Source organism: Streptomyces sp. NPDC096311, assembly GCF_044763085.1.
In the GTDB taxonomy this organism is placed as follows: domain Bacteria; phylum Actinomycetota; class Actinomycetes; order Streptomycetales; family Streptomycetaceae; genus Streptomyces.
Genome location: NZ_JBIWFN010000003.1, coordinates 639,366 through 656,983 on the forward strand (window position 1 = coordinate 639,366; position 17,618 = coordinate 656,983).

At 70.4% G+C, this 17,618-nt stretch carries 21 protein-coding genes and 1 pseudogene; 5 read left to right on the top strand and 17 right to left on the bottom strand.

From position 1 onward, the window contains the following. Positions 1-50 precede the first annotated feature (50 nt). Positions 51-236: a hypothetical protein gene (locus ACIRA5_RS11205; RefSeq protein WP_054232402.1), complete on the top strand. Its 186-nt coding sequence runs from the start codon at positions 51-53 to the stop codon at positions 234-236. 216 nt (positions 237-452) lie between these two features. Here ACIRA5_RS11205 and ACIRA5_RS11210 read toward each other — a convergent pair. From ACIRA5_RS11210 to ACIRA5_RS11220, 3 genes and pseudogenes are all read right to left on the bottom strand, one after another. Next, positions 453-1,743, bottom strand: a pseudogene (locus ACIRA5_RS11210) (GNAT family N-acetyltransferase). Between the two features lie 96 nt (positions 1,744-1,839). After that, positions 1,840-2,817: an asparaginase gene (locus tag ACIRA5_RS11215; RefSeq protein ID WP_403689601.1), complete on the bottom strand. Its 978-nt coding sequence runs from the start codon at positions 2,815-2,817 to the stop codon at positions 1,840-1,842. A 237-nt stretch (positions 2,818-3,054) separates the two neighbouring features. Next, on the bottom strand, positions 3,055-3,780 hold the full coding sequence (locus ACIRA5_RS11220) for an AmfC protein (protein WP_403689604.1): 726 nt from the start codon (positions 3,778-3,780) through the stop codon (positions 3,055-3,057). Between the two features lie 258 nt (positions 3,781-4,038). Between ACIRA5_RS11220 and dtd the strand changes: the two genes are divergently transcribed. Further along, complete coding sequence (dtd, locus tag ACIRA5_RS11225; protein ID WP_060897698.1) at positions 4,039-4,476, top strand: D-aminoacyl-tRNA deacylase; 438 nt, start codon at positions 4,039-4,041, stop codon at positions 4,474-4,476. A gap of 27 nt (positions 4,477-4,503) precedes the next feature. On the opposite strand, the gene ACIRA5_RS11230 is transcribed toward dtd, so the two are convergent. The 6 genes from ACIRA5_RS11230 to ACIRA5_RS11255 all read right to left on the bottom strand — a co-directional run bounded on the left by ACIRA5_RS11230 (position 4,504) and on the right by ACIRA5_RS11255 (position 9,560). Next, positions 4,504-5,469 carry a folate-binding protein gene (locus ACIRA5_RS11230; protein ID WP_352044009.1) on the bottom strand — a complete coding sequence of 322 codons (966 nt, stop codon included), beginning with the start codon at positions 5,467-5,469 and terminating at the stop codon, positions 4,504-4,506. Positions 5,470-5,478: 9 nt separating this feature from the next. Then, the gene (locus ACIRA5_RS11235; protein WP_352044008.1) at positions 5,479-5,916 is read right to left on the bottom strand and encodes a transcriptional repressor; all 438 of its coding nucleotides are present in this window, start codon (positions 5,914-5,916) and stop codon (positions 5,479-5,481) included. A gap of 95 nt (positions 5,917-6,011) precedes the next feature. Then, positions 6,012-6,587: an FABP family protein gene (locus tag ACIRA5_RS11240; protein ID WP_403689609.1), complete on the bottom strand. Its 576-nt coding sequence runs from the start codon at positions 6,585-6,587 to the stop codon at positions 6,012-6,014. 248 nt (positions 6,588-6,835) lie between these two features. After that, positions 6,836-7,774 carry a hypothetical protein gene (locus ACIRA5_RS11245; protein ID WP_403689611.1) on the bottom strand — a complete coding sequence of 313 codons (939 nt, stop codon included), beginning with the start codon at positions 7,772-7,774 and terminating at the stop codon, positions 6,836-6,838. Further along, positions 7,771-8,748, bottom strand: a complete 978-nt coding sequence (locus tag ACIRA5_RS11250; RefSeq protein WP_403689613.1) for a hypothetical protein — start codon at positions 8,746-8,748, stop codon at positions 7,771-7,773. Before ACIRA5_RS11250 ends, ACIRA5_RS11245 begins: the two co-directional genes overlap by 4 nt. Next, positions 8,745-9,560: a hypothetical protein gene (locus ACIRA5_RS11255; protein ID WP_403689616.1), complete on the bottom strand. Its 816-nt coding sequence runs from the start codon at positions 9,558-9,560 to the stop codon at positions 8,745-8,747. The genes ACIRA5_RS11250 and ACIRA5_RS11255 overlap by 4 nt, the downstream gene beginning before the upstream one ends. A 135-nt stretch (positions 9,561-9,695) precedes the next feature. On the opposite strand from ACIRA5_RS11255, the gene ACIRA5_RS11260 reads away from it, so the two are divergent. Then, positions 9,696-10,058 (top strand): DsrE family protein, encoded by a 363-nt coding sequence (locus ACIRA5_RS11260; RefSeq protein WP_101407995.1) that lies wholly within the window; start codon positions 9,696-9,698, stop codon positions 10,056-10,058. A 19-nt stretch (positions 10,059-10,077) separates the two neighbouring features. Here the strand turns inward: ACIRA5_RS11260 and ACIRA5_RS11265 are convergent, their stop codons facing one another. The 8 genes from ACIRA5_RS11265 to ACIRA5_RS11300 form a co-directional block, all read right to left on the bottom strand. After that, positions 10,078-10,338 carry a DUF3099 domain-containing protein gene (locus ACIRA5_RS11265; protein WP_403689619.1) on the bottom strand — a complete coding sequence of 87 codons (261 nt, stop codon included), beginning with the start codon at positions 10,336-10,338 and terminating at the stop codon, positions 10,078-10,080. Between the two features lie 88 nt (positions 10,339-10,426). After that, positions 10,427-10,714 (bottom strand): DUF1416 domain-containing protein, encoded by a 288-nt coding sequence (locus ACIRA5_RS11270; RefSeq protein WP_054232391.1) that lies wholly within the window; start codon positions 10,712-10,714, stop codon positions 10,427-10,429. A gap of 30 nt (positions 10,715-10,744) precedes the next feature. Continuing rightward, on the bottom strand, positions 10,745-11,584 hold the full coding sequence (locus ACIRA5_RS11275) for a sulfurtransferase (RefSeq protein WP_403689621.1): 840 nt from the start codon (positions 11,582-11,584) through the stop codon (positions 10,745-10,747). 140 nt (positions 11,585-11,724) lie between these two features. Then, a complete protein-coding gene (locus ACIRA5_RS11280; RefSeq protein WP_350310325.1) occupies positions 11,725-11,805 on the bottom strand; it encodes a putative leader peptide in 81 nt (26 codons plus the stop codon). 250 nt (positions 11,806-12,055) lie between these two features. Next, on the bottom strand, positions 12,056-12,808 hold the full coding sequence (locus ACIRA5_RS11285; protein ID WP_403689624.1) for a DUF2993 domain-containing protein: 753 nt from the start codon (positions 12,806-12,808) through the stop codon (positions 12,056-12,058). A gap of 149 nt (positions 12,809-12,957) precedes the next feature. Further along, a complete protein-coding gene (locus ACIRA5_RS11290) occupies positions 12,958-14,163 on the bottom strand; it encodes a hypothetical protein (RefSeq protein ID WP_403689628.1) in 1,206 nt (401 codons plus the stop codon). An 8-nt stretch (positions 14,164-14,171) separates the two neighbouring features. Continuing rightward, on the bottom strand, positions 14,172-14,426 hold the full coding sequence (locus ACIRA5_RS11295; RefSeq protein WP_054232388.1) for a MoaD/ThiS family protein: 255 nt from the start codon (positions 14,424-14,426) through the stop codon (positions 14,172-14,174). A gap of 69 nt (positions 14,427-14,495) precedes the next feature. Then, entirely contained in the window at positions 14,496-15,404 is a 909-nt protein-coding gene (locus ACIRA5_RS11300) for an alpha/beta hydrolase (RefSeq protein ID WP_403689631.1), read from the bottom strand. Positions 15,405-15,689: 285 nt separating this feature from the next. Here ACIRA5_RS11300 and ACIRA5_RS11305 point away from each other — a divergent pair, with 285 nt between their 5' ends. Together ACIRA5_RS11305 and ACIRA5_RS11310 are read left to right on the top strand one after the other, a co-directional pair. Next, a complete protein-coding gene (locus ACIRA5_RS11305) occupies positions 15,690-16,481 on the top strand; it encodes a winged-helix domain-containing protein (RefSeq protein ID WP_403689634.1) in 792 nt (263 codons plus the stop codon). Positions 16,482-16,552: 71 nt separating this feature from the next. Next, positions 16,553-17,575, top strand: coding sequence for a LacI family DNA-binding transcriptional regulator (locus tag ACIRA5_RS11310; RefSeq protein WP_403689636.1), 1,023 nt, complete (start codon positions 16,553-16,555; stop codon positions 17,573-17,575). Positions 17,576-17,618: the final 43 nt, after the last annotated feature.

The following is a 17,618-nucleotide window of genomic DNA, read 5'->3' on the forward strand; positions in this document are numbered from 1 at the left end:
AGGGTTGGCCGCCAGAGCCGTCCTCCCCAGGACCCCAAGGAGGGAACGTCATGCCGCTCATCGCTCTCGCCGTCGCCGCCCTCGCCATCGGATTCGAGCAACTCATCCAGTGGAAGTACGGGCCGTTGGGCATCATCGCGTTCGTCGCGCTGTCCGTCGGCCTCAAGGCCAAGAACACCACCATCAGCGGCATCGGAGCCGTCCTGCTCGTGATGCTGCTCGCCCAGTCCGGCTGATCGGACGCCACCGTCCGGCAGTCCGGCTGACCGGGCTCCCCTCCGGAGGGGAGCCGGGAGCTCGGTCAGTCCGTACCACGCACCACCGCACCACCGCACGGCTACGGATGCAGTGCACCACCACTCACCGACGGAACCGGAAGGAGCACCACACCCCCTTACAGACCGCACCATTCGGAATCGGAACCGGAATCGGAATCGGAATCGGAATCGGAATCAGAAGATGTCCGGGCACCACGGTCGCCTGGACGTGCGGAGCAGGGCGTCGGCGACGACGGCGGCGCCCTCTCGTTCTTCGCGCACCCGCCCGAGCGCGGCGAGCCGCACCGCCGACTCGTCGCCCAGCCACAGGGCCGCCAGCTCACCCACGTTCAGGGTGAGATCGGCGGTCGTCGTGGTCGGTGCGCAGGTCGCCCCGTCGGGTCCGGCCTCCAGGCGGTAGCGCCCGGCGGACAGTCCGTCCCCGTCGGTGACGTCCAGGACCAAGGTCCCGGACCCCGCGTACGTACGCGCCTCCAGAGCCCGTACGACGTCCAGGATCCGCACCCACAGCCAGTCCGCCTGGGTCGTGATGCGGGCGGCGCGCGGATCGGGGAGGACGTGCGGGAGTAGGTCGTCGGGGGCCCGCCAGCCGGTCTTGACGTGGGCGATCCAGTCGATCGAGCAGAGGTACCGCCACAGGGCGCGTTCGGCCGCCGGGGTCACCGTGATCAGCCAGTTCACCTCCGCCGTGTTCAGCGGTTGCTTGACGTCGCCCCAGTTGTCGTCCGACTCGTACGAGACCAGGCCCTCGACCTCGCCGGTCGCCGAGCGGTACACGGCGTAGAAGGGCTCCTTCCAGGAGTCGCCGCTCAGACTCAGTGCGCCGGTGTTGATCTGCCACCAGCGCTCGTCGCGGCCGACCGCGCCCGGCTGGGTGCGACGGAGGCGGTCGTGCAGGTCCGGGCCGAGCTTGCGTACGTCCTCGCCGTCCACGAGGTCGATACGGGCGCCGTCGGCCGGCCCGGACCAGCGGGGGTCCAGGCCCGACCTGGAGACGTCGATGGTCCACTCGGTGGCGGTGGTGGCCTGGCCGAAGCCGTACCGCCCGTAGATCGGGTACTCCGCGGCGATGAGGGTGGCGACCACGTCGCCGCGGTCCTTCGCCGCGGTGAGGTCGGTGGCCATCATGCGGGTGAGGAGGCCTCGGCGGCGGTGGGTGGGGGTGACGGAGACGTTGGTGATGGCGTCGGCGGGGACGGGGGTGCCGCCGACGGTGGTGAGCTGCTGCGGGAACGATCGGAAGGTGGCGACGATGGGGGTCCCCCCCGCTCGAGCGAAGTCGAGGGGGGAGGCCGGTGTCGAACGCGCCGAGGGTTCGCTGCGGGAGGATGCTCGAACCGCGGTTGGTGATCTCCTGGTCCGAAACGGCCGGGGAGCGGAGGAACCCCGTGTTCAGGGCGCGGATCCAGGCCGGGATCTCGGTCTCGGTGATCGTTCGTACGTCGATTTCTTCGCGACGGCTCATGGGGGCACGCTAGGGCGCCGAGCCCGCCCCTGTCGCACCGTTTTCGCGCAGTTCCCCGCGCCCCTGAAGGGGGCGAGGAACGTTTGGGGGTCGGGCCTAGAACGTCGCTCGGATCTCGCCCACCTCGACGCCTCCGCCTGTCAGGGGGGCGTGGCCGATGGTGGAGAGGATGGGGGATTGCGTGCCCAGGAGGGACAGGGCGCGGGCGAGGACGGGCCCGAGTGCTCGGGTGGCGCCGTCGTCGATCTTGAAGGCGAGGGCCCTGCCGTCGGGGAGGGCCACCGCCTGGACGGCCTCCGCGCCCATCTTGGAGAGGGCACCCGGTATCTCGCGCATGAGCCAGGTGTCGGGACGGCGCGTGCCGGCGACGTACTCGGGGTGGGCGCGCATGGCGTCGGCGACACGGCGTTCGGCGGAGCCGGGGGCAGCGAGGACGAAGGACCGGAAGGCACGGGCGAGGCCTGTGAGGCTGATCGCCATCAGCGGCGCACCGCAGCCGTCCGTACCGACCGCCGCCACCGACTCCCCCGCCGCCTCCTCGACCACCGTGTGGATGAGCTGCTGGAGCGGATGCCCGGGGTCCAGGTAGGAGTCCAGGGGCCAGCCTCGCAGCGCGCACACCGCGAGCATCGCCGCGTGCTTGCCGGAGCAGTTCATGGTGACCCGGTCACGGACCGCGCCCCCGGCGAGATACGTCTCCGCCTCCGCCGGGTCCAGCGGCAGATCCGGCGGGCACTGCAACTGCCCGGCGTCCAGCCCGTGCTCGGCCAGCATCTTCTGGACGAGATCGCGGTGGAAGGCCTCCCCGGAGTGGCTGGCGGCGGCGAGAGCCAGCCGTTCGCCGGCCAGGTCCAGCCCCGCCCGCAGCACACCCGCCGCCTGCATCGGCTTGTTCGACGAGCGCGGGAAGACCGGCGCGGTCACCTCGCCCAGCGCCAGCTCGACCGACCCGTCCGCGGCCAGCAGCACCAGGCTGCCCCGATGCCGCCCCTCGACGAATCCCGAACGGACGACCTCGGCGAGAACAGGCGGTATGAAGGGGTCTGCGGGGACGGCAGGAGCGGCGGCGGACATCGGCGGTGGCCTTCCATGACAGGGACCCGCCCGGTGATCGAACCGCGGCGCCGTACGGGAGGTTCCCGGTGGCGTGTCCCCGGCCGAGCCCCACGACCGCGACCCGGGCCGTTCCCGGACGCGGCCGCCGCGACCGCGGAACCGGGCGCGGCCATGGGGCCCGGCCCCGGATGTCCCGGAGCGCCGGCGCCGCCACAGCCCTCGCACGCGCCGCCGGGATCGCCGGGGGCCACCGCGTCACATGAGCAGGTCGTCTACTTGTGCTTCCCCATCACGGTACCTGCGGGCGATCTCGGCGCTGCAATCGTCGGCGGTGCGCTGCAGGTGCTGGCGCCGCCGGGAGACCTGCTGCTCGTAGCGCACCAGCCGTCCCATCCCCGCGCCGAGCTCGTCGTCCGTACGCGCTTCCAGGTCCGACAGCTCCACCTCGGCGAGCATGTCCGCGGCCAGCCGCCGGTACTCCTCGCCGTACGGTGTGCCCACTGTCACATGGCGGGCCGACGAACGGTGCCGGGCGGGCGCGTCCGTGAGGATCTCGGGGAGCCGGTCGACGACCGACGCCTCACGGAAACCGGAGCCCGGGCCCGCTCCCCGCACCCCGGCCGGACGCAGCCCCGGACTCGTTCCCAGGCCCGAGACCAGCGGTGCTCCCGGCGTCGCGGAGGGCGCCCGCAGTCCCCTGCGGCGCGCCAGCTCCGCCCGCAGGATGTCGATGCGCCCCTGGAGCAGCCGCCGCACATAGCTGAGGTCGGCCTCGTCGCGCTGCGCGTCGCGTCGCAGGGTCCGCAGTTCGGGCAGCCGCAGCAGGGGCAGCTCGGGCGCGGGTGGGTCCGGGTGCAGCGGGCTGTCGGTGCGCTGCACGGGAGGACGATGAACCCCCGAACGACCGCCTCCCGCCCGCGGACTCGTACGGGTCAACGACACAGCCCCGGGCGGCTGCTGCCCGGTACTCGGTGTGCTCATGTGCCTCTACCGTCCCCTCGACCGGCGCGGTCCACCCCACGGTTGCACCGCAACACACGCATCGTGCCACCCCAAGTGGCCGCTATGTGACCGAGTGCCCCCGATAGGCCCCAGATGGGGGGGTAAGGAGCAAAAAGAAACCCCCAAAGGACCCCTCGAAAGAGGTCAGGGGATCACGCGCGAAAGCAATGAACCGCGTGACCCGAAAGCATTGAGCCCCGTGAAGGGGGGTCCGTCCCGCACGGCATGATGGTTCCCATGCGTGCGGTGGTGCAGAGGGTGGACGGCGCGAGCGTCGTCGTGAACGGGGAACACGGTCCGGAGACGGTCGGGGCGATCGACGGCGAGGGGCTGTGCGTCCTCGTCGGTGTCACGCACGACGACACCAAGGAGAAGGCGGCCCAACTCGCCCGCAAACTCTGGTCCGTCCGGATGCTGGCGGACGAGAAGTCGTGCTCCGACATCGACGCGCCGCTGCTCGTCATCAGCCAGTTCACCCTGTACGGCGACGCCCGCAAGGGCCGCCGCCCCACCTGGAACGCGGCCGCCCCCGGCGATGTGGCCGAACCCCTCGTCGACGAGGTCGTGGCCCAACTCCGCGCGCTGGGCGCCACGGTGGCGACGGGCCGGTTCGGCGCGCAGATGCGCGTCTCGCTGACGAACGACGGCCCGTTCACCGTGCTCCTGGAGATGTGACCCGGGACATGCGACCCGCCTGAGCCCCTACGGCTCGACCACGACCTCCTGCGCCGCCGCCGTCGTGTCCGCCAGCAGCCGCGCGTCCAGCGGCACGTTCCGCTTCACCAGGCCGAGCGCGATCGGGCCGAGCTCGTGGTGGCGTACGGAGGTGGTGATGAAGCCGATCTTCCGGCCGTCGGGGCCGTCGTCCGCGAGGCGCAGTTCGGCGCCGTGCGGCGGCAGATGGACCTCGCTGCCGTCCAGGTGCAGAAAGACGAGCCGGCGCGGGGGCTTGCCCAGGTTCTGTACGCGGGCGACGGTCTCCTGGCCCCGGTAGCAGCCCTTCTGGAGGTGCACCGCGGTGCCGATCCAGCCCAGCTCGTGCGGGATCGTGCGGTGGTCGGTCTCGAAACCGAGCCGCGGGCGGTGGTGTTCGACGCGCAGCGCCTCGTAGGCCAGCAGCCCGGCCGCCGGACCGGCCTTCTCGGCGTACGACTCCAGGTCCGTACGGGGCAGGAAGAGATCACGCCCGTACGGCGTCTCGCGTACGACCACGCCCTCGGGGACCTCCGCGATCGAACCGGCCGGCAGGTGCACGACCGCGAAGTCGTCCGTGCGGTCGGCGGTCTCGACGCGGTAGAAGAACTTCATCGACTCCAGGTACGCGAGCAGCGCGTCCTGGGTGCCGGGTTCGACGTGGGCCCAGGTCGTGGTGCCGTCGTCGACGAGGTACAGCGCGTGCTCGATGTGGCCGTGCGCGGAGAGGATCAGCGCCTCGGTGGCGCGGCCCGCCGGGAGGTCCGTGACGTGCTGGGTGAGCAGCAGGTGCAGCCAGCTCAGCCGGTCCTCACCGGTGACGGCGACGACGCCGCGGTGCGAGAGGTCCACGAAGCCGTTGCCGTCGGCGAGGGCACGCTGCTCGCGGAACAGGTCGCCGTAATGGGCTGCGACCTGTTCATCCACGCCTTCGGCGGGGACGGCGCCGGGCAGGGACAGGAGAGGGCTCTTCATACACCTAGCCTACGACTTGGTAGTTGAACTCTTGAGAGAACAGTCCTTGCACCGGCCGAAGATCGCGAAGTGCTTCATGTCGGTCTCGAAGCCGAACGTGTCCCGGAGCTTGGCGGTGAACTCCGCGGCGACCGAGATGTCGGCCTCGATGACGTTCGTGCAGTCCCGGCAGACCAGGTGGATGTGGTGGTGCCGGTCGGCGAGGTGGTAGGTCGGCGCGCCGTGCCCGAGGTGCGCGTGGCTGACCAGATCGAGCTCCTCCAGGAGCTCCAGGGTCCGGTAGACGGTGGAAATGTTGACCCCCGACGCCGTCTTCCTCACCTCGATGAGGATGTCGTCGGGGGTCGCGTGCTCCAGGGTGTCCACAGCTTCGAGGACAAGCTGGCGCTGCGGCGTCAGCCGGTAGCCGCGCTGCCTCAGGTCGCTCTTCCAGTCGGTGCTCACCACACAGGAAGTCTAGGACCATTCCGGGATGTGCCGCCCTGAGGAGAGCCGCCGAACCGGCCGCATCACTTCCGAACTGCTTCCGAACTGCTTCCTGACTACTTGAAGAACGCGATTCCGTCGTCCGGCATGTCGTCCGGGAGGGCCTTGGCCCAGCGCTCGACGTCCTCCGGAGTGACGACCTTCTTCAGGTGCGCGGACATGTAGGGGCGCAGCTCGACCTCGGGGGTCTGCTTCTCACCGACCCACATGAGGTCGCTCTTCACATAGCCGTAGAGGCGCTTGCCACCGGTGTAGGGACCCGAGGCCGCTGTCCGTGCCACGGCGTCGGTGACCAGGTCGATCTGCGGCGTCTTGGCGGCCAGGTCGCCGTACCAGATCTCGACGACACCGTCGTCGCGGGTCATGACGACCTCGACCTTGCGGTCGGAGTCGATGCGCCAGAAGCCGGACTCGGTCTCCAGCGGCCGGACCTTGTTCCCGTCGGCGTCGAGCACCCAGGTGTGCGACTGGTACTCCAGGAAGTCGCGCCCGTCGTGGGTGAAGGTGACCTCCTGCCCGAAGTTGCACTTCTCGGAGCCGGGGAAGTCGTGAACGCCCGCACCGGCCCAGTTGCCGAGCAGGAAGGCAAGGGGAAGCAGGTCCTTGTGCAGGTCGGACGGGATCTCGATCATGAGCTCGGCAGTTCCTCGATGGGGGTCAGCGCTGGCCCTGGTACAGCTTCTTCACGGCCAGTGCGGCGAAGGCGAGCACGCCGACGCAGACCAGGACCAGCAGGGTTTCGAAGAAGATCTCCACGGGGTGCTCCTCGGATGAGCGGGGTGGGCGGTACAAGAGCCGAGCCCCAGCTTAGTGGGCCGGGGCTCGGGGCTCTCTGCGAGGTACTCCTGGGCGGTTCTCCGCGAGGTACGCCCAGGCGTGTTCAGCCGAGCAGCTGGCTCTGGAGGACCACCGTCTGCTGGAACGGCACCGCCTTCGCGGCGCCCTTGCGGGACTGCACGACCAGGGCGAGGGTGTCCCCGGCCGAGAGGTACGCCTGGCGGACCTGCTCGGCGCCGTACGGCTTGACCTCGTCGTACGCGTGACGGATCACGTCGTCGACCGTGGCGCGGTCAGGGAACCGGTCGTCGGCCATCGTCCGCTCGGCGCCGCGCAGCGCGTAGATCGGCGTGTTGTAGCTGGTCAGCCCGGGCGAGTTCACCTCGTCCGCGACGACGACCGAGTCGAACTGCAACAGGTAGATCCGTGTGTGCGTACCGTCCGGCGTCGTCCAGCCGCGCGCCGCGATGTGCCGCAGACCGTTGTCGGTCAGCTGCTGCCCGATCGTCTCCCGGTCGTCCGCCGTGGCGTACTCCGCCAGGAACGTCTTCGTCGCCAGCCAGCCGTCCGTCCCGCTCAGCGCCGCGTCGACGTGTGCGCCCTTGGGGGCGGGCAGCACGAGCCGCCGCAGGTCGGCGTAGTGGGCGCCGGTCCTGTTCGACTCGGCGAGCGGGCGCGGGCTGCCGGAGGGCAGCGGCGGCCGGGTGATCGCCGGGTAGTCCCAGCGCCCGTCCGACTCCGTCGCCAGACCGGGTACGTCGGTGCGGTCCATGCGGGTGATGCCGTACGCGGCCGACGTGCCGACCGCCGCGAAGACCACGGTGGCGGCGGTCCAGCGCAGCAGGGCCCGCAGCACCCGACGGTCCTTGCGCACCGGGGCCGGCGCCTCCTCGGGCCCGGGTGGCAGCGCGACCGGTACCTCGACCGGAGTCGTGGTCCCGTCCTCGACCGGCGTCGGCGTCGCGTCCTCGACGGGCGTCGACGTCCCGTGCTCGACGGGCGTCGCCGCCGCGTCCTCGGCGGAGCTCGTCTGCTCGGTCATACCGCCTCCCCCGGCTCGGCGATGCGGTCGAGCTGCTCGCGCAGCAGCATCGCGACACCCTTGGTGTTCAACGGCTTGGCCCCGTAGGCGGTCGCGCTGACCAGCACGTCACCTTGGTAGGCGGAGCAGACCATCATGTCGAGCTTCTCGTCCTTGTCCTTGGGCGGCAGGAAGCACTCGGCGTTCTTGTGGCCCTTGATCTCGGGCCCCTTGCGGAAGATCTTGAGGGCGTCGAAGAACTCGTTCTGGAACGTCGACATGCCCTTCACCGCCGCCTTGTCCTCGATCTGGGCCAGCTCGACGCTCATGGTGAAGCCGCTGTCGGCATACAGCGTGGAGCTGAACCCGCTGGAGGTGCTGAGGTAGCTGCGCATCGCGATGCCCTTGGTGCGCTGCTTGTCGATCCGCTCCTCCAACTCCCGCCGCTGGGAACGCGGCAGGTCGCGCAGCGCCTCCTTGCGCAACGCGGTGGCCTCGGGCCCGCTGAGCGAGGCGTCGGAACCGAACGCGCCGATGTCCGGGCCCCGGCTCCAGCCCTCGGTGCCGTAGGGCACCAGCATCGCGGCGAGTCCCGAGGCGGTCTTCGCCGTCTTGGCGTCGTTGGGGGCGGGAACCGGGAAGGTCCAGGAGGGCGCGCCGGGGTCCCGGTCGGCGTCCTGGACGGTCACGACGGTGTAGCCGGCGCCGCCGAGGACGGCCGCGACGAGGAGCACGGAACCGGCGACGGCGGCGATGCGCCCCCGGCGGAGGGGTTTCCTGGGCTTCTTGACGTGGGCGATGGATTCGGGGGCGATGGATTCGGGCGTGGCGGGTTCGGGCGCGGCGGGTTCGGGCGCGGCGGGTTCGGGCGCGGCGGGTTCGGGCGCGGCGGGTTCGGGCGCGGGCTGCTGAACAGGCTTCTCCTCACGCTCCTGAACAAGCTCCTCGACGCGTTCCTGGACGGGCTGCTCGCTCATCGGTTGCTCGTCGGTCACAGCCGCTCCATCTGCCGCTCGGCCAGGTTCATGATCTTGGCCTTGGGAATCGGCTTGGTGTCGTAGATCCAGATCTCCATGGCGATGTCACCGCGCCAGGCGTGCGCCTCGGCCTCGTACATCGGGAGGTAACCGGGCTTCGTGTCCGGCTTGGTGTGGACGTAGGCCATGCCGTCGCCCGTCCCCTGGACGGCCCAAACTTGGGTGCCGCTCTTCGTGTTCGCCCAGTAGCGGCCCTCGGCGGCGGCGTCGGAGGCGCCGAGTTTCTCCTCCTGCCGGTACTGGATGAGGCGGACCTCCACGCTGTACGTGCTGCCCACCATCCAGCCGGTGGCAGCCGCACGCCGGAACTCGGCGCTGATCAGGTCGCCGAAGGCGTTGGCCGGCTTGGTGTACTCCTCCGCGTAGTCGGCGATGCCCATCCAGCCCTTGTCGCCCGGCACGTACGCGGCGTCCCGCGTCCCCTTCGGCCGCTTGACCAGCAGCTTGCGCAGGTCGTCGTCGGTCTTCACCCGGCGGTCCTGCGCGGCGGACAGCGGTTCGGGACCGGCGCCCCTGGCCTGGGCGACCACGGGCTGCGAGAGCGACGGCAGCTTGGTCGGCTCCCGGTCGGCCTGGATCAGAAAGCCGGCACAGGTACCCCCGACCAGCCCCAGCACGGCGGCCGTGGCGATCAACAGGGCCGTACGCCCCCGCCGACGTACGCGAGGCGTTTCCTCCCGGATCTCCTCCTGGATCTCCCCCTGGGTCTCCTCACGGATTTCCTCAGGGATCTCCTCGCGGATCTCCTCATCCATCTCTTCGACTTCCACGACATCCCCCCACGGAACGCGACGCACGGATTCCGTATCCGCGCGCACAGGAGACCCATGGGAATCTCACGGGGTTGTAAGGGGCATGATCACGATTCGGACTCTCCCCGAACGCTCCCGGACTACCATGCGGCCATGGCGAAGAAGCTCGTGATCAAGGTGACGGCGGGGGCCGATGCCCCCGAGCGCTGCTCGCAGGCGTTCACGGTCGCGGCGGTGGCCGTGGCCAGCGGGGTCGAGGTCTCCCTGTGGCTGACCGGCGAGTCCTCGTGGTTCGCGCTACCGGGCCGGGCCGCCGAGTTCGAGCTGCCGCACGCGGCGCCGCTGCCCGATCTGATCGACTCGGTCCTGGCCGCGGGCCGGCTCACGCTGTGCACCCAGTGCGCGGCGCGCCGGGACATCACGGAGAAGGACGTCATCGACGGCGTACGCATCGCGGGCGCCCAGGTGTTCGTCCAGGAGGCGATGGCGGACGAGACCCAGGCGCTCGTCTACTGAAGGAGCCGCGCGCGCCCTCCTACGGGCGGCGCTTCTTGCCGTCGAGCTCGTCCCACCACTCGTCGGACTTCTGGTCCCCGGACGGGTCGTCCCACCAGCGGTCCTCGGGCCCGCGCCGGTTGGCGACCACCGCGGCGAACGGCGGAATCACCATCGCCACCACACACATCCCCACGGCCACGGGAATCGACCAGATCCTTACGACTCCCCAGGCCAGGACGAAAAGACCGATGCACGTCCCCATCATGGCGAAGTAGACGTGTCGCCGTCGTGCGTACATACCTCAAGCGTAGGCCCGTACATGCCGAAGGGCCGCACCCCGAGCGTCCAACCCTGGGGTGCGGCCCTTCGGCCACTCAGAGGTGCCGTCAGACGGCGATCGCGACCTCGGCGAGGCCGCCCGTCTGGGCGACGACCGTGCGGTCCGCGGTGCCACCGGGGACCAGGGCGCGTACGGTCCAGGTGCCCTCGGCCGCGTAGAAGCGGAACTGGCCCGTCGCGGAGGTGGGGACCTCCGCCGTGAACTCGCCGGTCGAGTCCAGCAGGCGCACGTAACCGGTGACGGGCTCGCCGTCGCGGGTCACCTGGCCCTGGATGGTGGTCTCACCGGGCTTGATCGTCGAGGCGTCGGGGCCGCCGGCCTTCGCTCCACACATATTTCGATTCCGTCCTTCAGGCCTTGAGGGTTACTTGTTGGCGCCGAGCTCGATCGGGACGCCGACCAGGGAGCCGTACTCGGTCCAGGAACCGTCGTAGTTCTTGACGTTCTCCACGCCGAGCAGCTCGTGCAGCACGAACCAGGTGAGCGCGGAACGCTCACCGATACGGCAGTACGCGATGGTGTCCTTGGCGAGGTCGACCTGCTCGTCGGCGTAGAGCTCCTTGAGCTCGTCGTCCGACTTGAAGGTGCCGTCGTCGTTGGCGTTCTTCGACCACGGGATGTTGCGGGCGCTCGGGACGTGGCCCGGACGCTGCGACTGCTCCTGCGGAAGGTGCGCCGGGGCGAGCAGCTTGCCGCTGAACTCGTCGGGCGAGCGGACGTCGACCAGGTTCTGCGAACCGATGGCCGCCACGACGTCGTCACGGAAGGCGCGGATCGCGGTGTTCTGGGCCTTGGCCTTGTAGTCGGTCGCGGCGCGGTTCGGGACCTCGACGACCAGGTCGCGGGAGTCGAGCTCCCACTTCTTGCGGCCACCGTCGAGGAGCTTGACGTTCTCGTGGCCGTACAGCTTGAAGTACCAGTAGGCGTAGGACGCGAACCAGTTGTTGTTGCCGCCGTAGAGGACCACCAGCGTGTCGTTGGCGATGCCCTTCTCCGACAGGAGCTTCTCGAAGCCCTCCTGGTCGATGAAGTCACGGCGGACCGGGTCCTGGAGGTCCTTGGTCCAGTCGATCCGGATCGCGTTCTTGATGTGGTTCTTCTCGTACGCGGACGTGTCCTCGTCGACCTCGACGATGGCCACGCTCGGGTCGTCCAGGTGGTCCTGGACCCAGTCGGCGTCGACCAGGACGTCGCTGCGGCTCATGCTGTTTCTCCTCCGGGGCAGTTGCGGCGGGGCGGTGCGTTAGACAGAGGGTGCGCGGTCATGCCAGTCGAGGCTGCGCGGCGCGCACGGGGACCCTGACGAAGAGAGGCCAGGGGAGGGCGGACGGACGAATGTCCCGCTCAGAAGGTGCGACAGAGCATGGCGGCGACGCGGCACAGGTCTACTGCCCGCCGCTTCGTGAGATCCGCCTGTCGCTTCATGGGTCCGATCGTAGGGACGGACAGGCGGGCGTGTCACCGGTGTGTCGGATGTTGAGATGCGATCGTCCGGGATGTGGGACGCCTTCTCGGCCGGGGCGGCTCCCGCAGGGATTCCGGGTGCCCGTATCCGTCATCACACCGACCGCACATCTGCGGTACGGACGGGCACGTCTCGCCCCTCGGACAGCTCCCCGGCCGCAGTCTCCCTGCCCTCTGGCCCCTGCCGTCCGCCCTCCGGCCGCTGAACCTTCTACCCGACCAGCTTGACGTTCGAACCCTTCACGGAGACGTCCACGCCGTTCGCTGCCGCCTGGACCGTGTCGAGCTGGATGCCGCCCGGCAGCTCGCCGATCTTCTGCTCGAAGTCGGTGATCGCGCGCACCCGGTTCTCGGCGAGGGCGACGCCCAGCTTGGGGAGGGAGTCCGCGTGCACCTTGACCGTGTTGCCGCCGACAACCGTGACGGTGCTGAGCACGGAGACCGGCTGGGGCACCTTGGTGCCGCCGATGCTGACCTCGACCACCACCTTGATCTTGCCGTTGCCGCCGTCGGAGAGGCCGACGACTCGGGCGGTGACCTCGGGACCGACCTGCGTGGGCTGGGACTTGGCGGTCTTGAGCAGCTCGGCGTACCCGATGGACGCGGAGCCGGTGGCGCTGTCGGCGGTGGCGGAGCTGTAGTCGCCGTTGAAGGTGACGCCGTGCATCTCGGCGTTCAGGTCGTCGATACGGATGGTGCCGGTGCCGCCCGCACTGCCCGCGCCGCTCGTCGACGCCTCGTAGTCCTTGATGCCGATCTTCACGTCGTCGAATTCGCCACCGACGACCTGGGTGAGGAAGGGGAAGCCCTCGATGGACACGTCCGGCGTGCCGGCCAGGCCCTCGGTGCTCTTGATCCGGTCCGCAGCCTTGCTCTCCGCGAAACCGACCGCCACCCGGTCCGCGATCACGAACAGGCCGCCCAGAATGACGGTGACGATCAGGATTATTCGCAGTGCACGCATGCGCGGTGTTCCCCCACCTCGAACGGATCCGGACGACCGAGTGGCCCTCCCTCGCGAACCTAACCCCGAAGGGCCCCGCGACGGAGCCCTCCGAAGTAGTTGTAGATCACCTGTGACGAACAGCCACCGGCCCGGTTTCCAGCCGAGTTCTAGCCGAGCGCGCGGCCCAGCAGATACACCGCGGGGGCCGCGGCGGCCAGCGGCAGGGCCACGCCCGCGGTGAAGTGGACGAAGCGGGACGGGTAGTCGTAACTCGCGACCCGGTGGCCGATCAGCGCGCAGACCCCGGCGCCGAGGCCGAGGAAGGCCCCCTTGCTGCCCAGGTCCGTCATCCCGCCGACCGCGATACCGGCGCCCGCGGCGGCCAGCAGCGCCACCACCACGGAGGCCGCGGTGGGCAGCGGCAGGGCGCGGGCGAGGATCGCGACGGCGACCGCGGCGGCGCCCACCGTGACGGCGTCCGGCTCGGCCGCGAGGTGCCCGGTCGCGATGATCGCGAGCGCCGCCGAGGTGACGGTCGCCATCAGGCCGTACATCCGGGTGTCCGGGTCGGCGTGGCTGCGCAGTTGCAGGACGAGGGTGAGCAGGACCCACACGCCGAGGGTGCCGAGGATCGCGGCCGGCGCGTTCTCCCGGCCCGCCGCGAGGAGCGCGACGTCCGCGGTGACCGCGCCGAGGAACGCCAGCGCGATGCCCTGACGGGCCGGCCACATCCCGTTCAGGCGGAACCAGCCCGCCGCGGTGACGGCCTGGAGGAGGACGAGGGGGACGACGAGGGCGTACTGCCCGATCGCCGCCGCCCCGGAGAGCAGCAGCCCGAGCACCGCGGTGAGCGCGGCGGGCTGGATGCCGGGTTCGATGATCGGGGAGCGGCCCTCGGCGCGGGCGCGCTGGGCGTCGGTGACGCGGGCGTTGCCGGTGACGGTCGGGGGGCCGTAGCCGGAGGCGGTGTCAGGGGTGACCGCGCCGCCGGTGCCGGTGCCGGGCGCCTGCTGGACGGGGGGCTGGTACGCGGGAGTCCACTCCGGTGCCGGTGCCGGTGCCGGTGTCGGCGTGGGCGCCTCCTGCGGCAGCGGCTGCCCGACCGTGCCGTACGTCTGCGGCTCGGGGTACGCCTGGTAGCCCTGCGGCGGCAGATACGTCGTTTCCGCCGTCGGCATCGGGGGCTGCACCTGGGTCTCCCAGGTCTGCCCCTCCCACTGCTGGGTGTGCTGCTGCCACTCGGGCTGCGGCGGCTGTTGCTGCTGAGGCCGCCCCTGCCGCTGTTGCTGCTGAGGCTGTGGATACGGGTCGTACCCCTCGTAGGGACCTTCGTAGGGACCCTCGTACCGGCCCTCGTACGGCTGGTCGCTCATCGTCTCGCTCACCCTCCTGCGAACGGCGGGAGCACCTCGACCGTGCCGCCCTCGGCCAGCCGTACGGTCTCATGTTCGCGCGTGCCCACGGGGTCACCGTCGATGAGGAAGGAGCATCGCCGCAGCACGCGGACGAGTTCGCCGGGGTGTCGCACGCGGGCCGCGTCGAGCGCCTCGGCGAGCGTGCCCGCGTCGTACGGCTCCTCCGCGACACCCGCCGCGGCCTTGGCGGCGGCCCAGTAACGCACCGTGCCCTTTGCCATCTCTTTCCTCAATCGGTGTTTTCCGTGACCACGGATCAGTCATCAGTGGTTTCTGTGAACACGGTCAGGCTAGCCCGCCGCCGCGACGGCCCACGCCCCGATACGGCCGAGCAGCTCGTCGTCGGCCGCGTGCTCGGCGTGGCCCATACCGTGCTCGATCCACAGTTCGGCGTGGCCGCCGGAGGCAGCGGCGAGCATCTGCGGGTGGTCGACCGGGAAGTAGCCGTCCTGGTCGCCGTGGACGATCAGCAGCGGAGTGGGCGCGATGAGCGGGACCGACTCGACCGGGGAGGTCGGCACCGGGTCCCAGTCACGATGGTGGATCCGGGTGCGCAGGCCGTATCGGCCGACCGCGCGGCCCACCGGCCGGGTTACCAGCCAGTGCAGCCGCCGCATAGGGGCCGTACCCCGGTAGTACCAACGGGCGGGTGCGCTCACCGAAACCACGGCGTCCGTACGCGCCCCGGTGCGCCCCTCGTGCTCCATCTCCGCGCCCCGGTCCGGGCCCCCCTCGGAGTCACCGTCCGGGCCGCGGTGCAGCGCCGCGTGCCGCAGCACCACCGAACCGCCCATCGAGAAGCCGACGGTGGCCACACGCGTGTGCCCGAGTTCGCGGGCCCAGGCCACCGCGGCGGCCAGATCGTGGACCTCACGGTCACCGACCGTGGAGCTGCCGCCGGAGGCGCCGTGACCACGGAAGGAGAAGGTGACCACCGCCGCGTGCCGGGCGAGAACGGCCGCGGCGTGACGCACGTGCGGACGGTCCAGATCGCCCGTGAAGCCGTGCGCGACGACAATGACCACATCGTTCAAGCCAGTGGCCGAGTCACCAGGAGGCCGCGTTCCAGGGTCGTACGCCGCATCGATCGTCACCCCGTCGACCGTGTGCAGAAACCTCCGCAAAGGGGCGCGCGCGGGCGTCTCAAGGGGTGGACGATCGGAAGATCCCGTCGCTTGACCTGCCGGACCTGAGCTCATGTGGGCTATTCTGCTGGGCAGAGGACTCGGGCAGCGTAGCCCCCGGGTCCTTTTGTGCTTTCTGAAGCGTTGTATACGAAGCGGGAAACCGCAGGTGTACGAAGCCCACGAACGCATAGAACGTGCGGCGACCCCCCGTGGGCCGTCCGGCGACTCCCAGGGGCGCGGGAGCCGCACCGTAGGAAGCAGTGCCGCAAACGTCCTCGCAGGGACCGAGGAGGAACCAGACGTTATGGGCGAGCGAACCTTGCATGACCGTAGGACGACCCAGGCAGGTGGGGCGCGATGAGTTCTCTGCTGCTCCTGACCAATGCTCTTCAGCCGTCGACGGAGGTGCTTCCCGCTCTCGGCCTGCTCCTGCACAACGTGCGAGTGGCTCCGGCGGAGGGCCCCGCTCTCGTCGACACCCCCGGCGCCGACGTCATCCTGATCGACGGCCGGCGCGACCTCCCGCAGGTGCGCAGCCTGTGCCAGCTGCTGCGCTCGACCGGGCCCGGCTGTCCGCTGATGCTCGTCGTGACGGAGGGCGGCCTCGCGGCCGTCACCGCCGACTGGGGCATCGACGACGTGCTCCTGGACACCGCGGGACCGGCGGAGGTCGAGGCGCGGCTGCGGCTGGCCATGGGCCGCCAGCAGATCGTCAACGACGACTCCCCGATGGAGATCCGCAACGGCGACCTCTCGGTCGACGAGGCGACGTACAGCGCCAAGCTCAAGGGCCGGGTCCTCGACCTGACCTTCAAGGAGTTCGAGCTCCTCAAGTACCTCGCGCAGCACCCGGGCCGTGTCTTCACGCGCGCCCAGCTGCTCCAGGAAGTCTGGGGCTACGACTACTTCGGCGGTACGCGGACGGTCGACGTCCACGTACGACGGCTGCGCGCGAAGCTCGGACCCGAGCACGAGTCGCTGATCGGTACCGTCCGGAACGTCGGTTATCGATTCGTTACACCTGAGAAGGTGGACCGCGCCACGGACGAGGCGAGGGCCAGGGCGGCCCAGCCAAAGCCGGAGGATGCGGACGAGACGGCGCACCTGGACGCCGTCGAGGTGGTCGAGGCGGCGGCGGAGGCGCAGTAGGCGGTAACGGAGGCGCAGCAAGCCTCCGTACGCCCTGCCCAGCGGCGGGTCCATCCGCGTAGACTCCGCGCGTGGCCAAGGTGACGAGGGACGATGTAGCGCGACTGGCGGGTACGTCCACCGCTGTTGTCAGCTATGTCATCAACAACGGACCGAGGCCGGTTGCCCCGGCCACGCGCGAGCGCGTTCTCGCCGCGATCAAGGAACTGGGGTACCGGCCCGACCGGGTCGCCCAGGCCATGGCCTCGCGGCGGACCGAGCTCATAGGCCTGATCGTGCCGGACGCGCGCCAGCCCTTCTTCGGGGAGATGGCGCACGCGGTCGAGCAGGCCGCCGCCGAGCGCGGAAAAATGGTGCTCGTCGGCAACTCCGACTACATCGCCGAGCGCGAGGTCCACTACCTGCGCGCCTTCCTCGGTATGCGGGTCTCCGGGCTGATCCTCGTCAGCCACGCGCTCAATGACAACGCTGCCGCGGAGATCGACGCGTGGGACGCCCGCGTGGTGCTGCTGCACGAGCGCCCCGAGGCCATCGACGACGTCGCCGTCGTCACGGACGACATCGGCGGCGCCCAGCTCGCCACCCGCCACCTCCTCGAACATGGCTACGAATACGTGGCCTGTCTCGGCGGCCTCGCGGAGACCCCGACCGTCGGCGACCCGGTCTCCGACCACGTCGAGGGCTGGCGGCGCGCGATGCAGGAGGCCGGGATCCCCACCGAGGGGCGCCTCTTCGAAGCGCCGTACAACCGTTACGACGCCTATCAGGTCGGCCTCCAGATCCTCGGCGGTCCCGACCGTCCGCCCGCCATCTTCTGCTCCACCGACGACCAGGCGATCGGCGTGCTGCGCGCCGCGCGTGAGCTGCGCATCGACGTGCCGGGGCAGCTGGCCGTGGCCGGTTTCGACGACGTCAAGGAAGCCGCGCTGACGGATCCGCCGATGACGACGATCGCCTCCGACCGGTCGGCGATGGCGCGGGCCGCGGTGGATCTCGTACTGGATGACGGGTTGCGGGTCGCGGGGTCGCGGCGCGAGCGGTTGAAGGTGTTTCCGTCGCGGTTGGTCGTCCGGCGTTCTTGCGGGTGCGAGTAGCTCCGCTGGTGGGGCGGATTTTGCGGGTCGTTTTCAGAGTGCG

Coding starts and splice junctions, on each gene's coding strand:
- ACIRA5_RS11230 (WP_352044009.1), bottom strand. CDS start 5,469: ATGAAGAGCCCTCTCCTGTCCCTGCCCGGCGCCGTCCCCGCCGAAGGC.
- ACIRA5_RS11205 (WP_054232402.1), top strand. CDS start 51: ATGCCGCTCATCGCTCTCGCCGTCGCCGCCCTCGCCATCGGATTCGAG.
- ACIRA5_RS11245 (WP_403689611.1), bottom strand. CDS start 7,774: ATGACCGAGCAGACGAGCTCCGCCGAGGACGCGGCGGCGACGCCCGTC.
- ACIRA5_RS11215 (WP_403689601.1), bottom strand. CDS start 2,817: ATGTCCGCCGCCGCTCCTGCCGTCCCCGCAGACCCCTTCATACCGCCT.
- ACIRA5_RS11300 (WP_403689631.1), bottom strand. CDS start 15,404: ATGAGCTCAGGTCCGGCAGGTCAAGCGACGGGATCTTCCGATCGTCCA.
- ACIRA5_RS11265 (WP_403689619.1), bottom strand. CDS start 10,338: ATGTACGCACGACGGCGACACGTCTACTTCGCCATGATGGGGACGTGC.
- ACIRA5_RS11275 (WP_403689621.1), bottom strand. CDS start 11,584: ATGAGCCGCAGCGACGTCCTGGTCGACGCCGACTGGGTCCAGGACCAC.
- ACIRA5_RS11260 (WP_101407995.1), top strand. CDS start 9,696: ATGGCGAAGAAGCTCGTGATCAAGGTGACGGCGGGGGCCGATGCCCCC.
- ACIRA5_RS11290 (WP_403689628.1), bottom strand. CDS start 14,163: ATGAGCGACCAGCCGTACGAGGGCCGGTACGAGGGTCCCTACGAAGGT.
- dtd (WP_060897698.1), top strand. CDS start 4,039: ATGCGTGCGGTGGTGCAGAGGGTGGACGGCGCGAGCGTCGTCGTGAAC.
- ACIRA5_RS11285 (WP_403689624.1), bottom strand. CDS start 12,808: ATGCGTGCACTGCGAATAATCCTGATCGTCACCGTCATTCTGGGCGGC.
- ACIRA5_RS11220 (WP_403689604.1), bottom strand. CDS start 3,780: ATGAGCACACCGAGTACCGGGCAGCAGCCGCCCGGGGCTGTGTCGTTG.
- ACIRA5_RS11270 (WP_054232391.1), bottom strand. CDS start 10,714: ATGTGTGGAGCGAAGGCCGGCGGCCCCGACGCCTCGACGATCAAGCCC.
- ACIRA5_RS11240 (WP_403689609.1), bottom strand. CDS start 6,587: ATGATCGAGATCCCGTCCGACCTGCACAAGGACCTGCTTCCCCTTGCC.
- ACIRA5_RS11295 (WP_054232388.1), bottom strand. CDS start 14,426: ATGGCAAAGGGCACGGTGCGTTACTGGGCCGCCGCCAAGGCCGCGGCG.
- ACIRA5_RS11305 (WP_403689634.1), top strand. CDS start 15,690: ATGAGTTCTCTGCTGCTCCTGACCAATGCTCTTCAGCCGTCGACGGAG.
- ACIRA5_RS11280 (WP_350310325.1), bottom strand. CDS start 11,805: ATGAAGCGACAGGCGGATCTCACGAAGCGGCGGGCAGTAGACCTGTGC.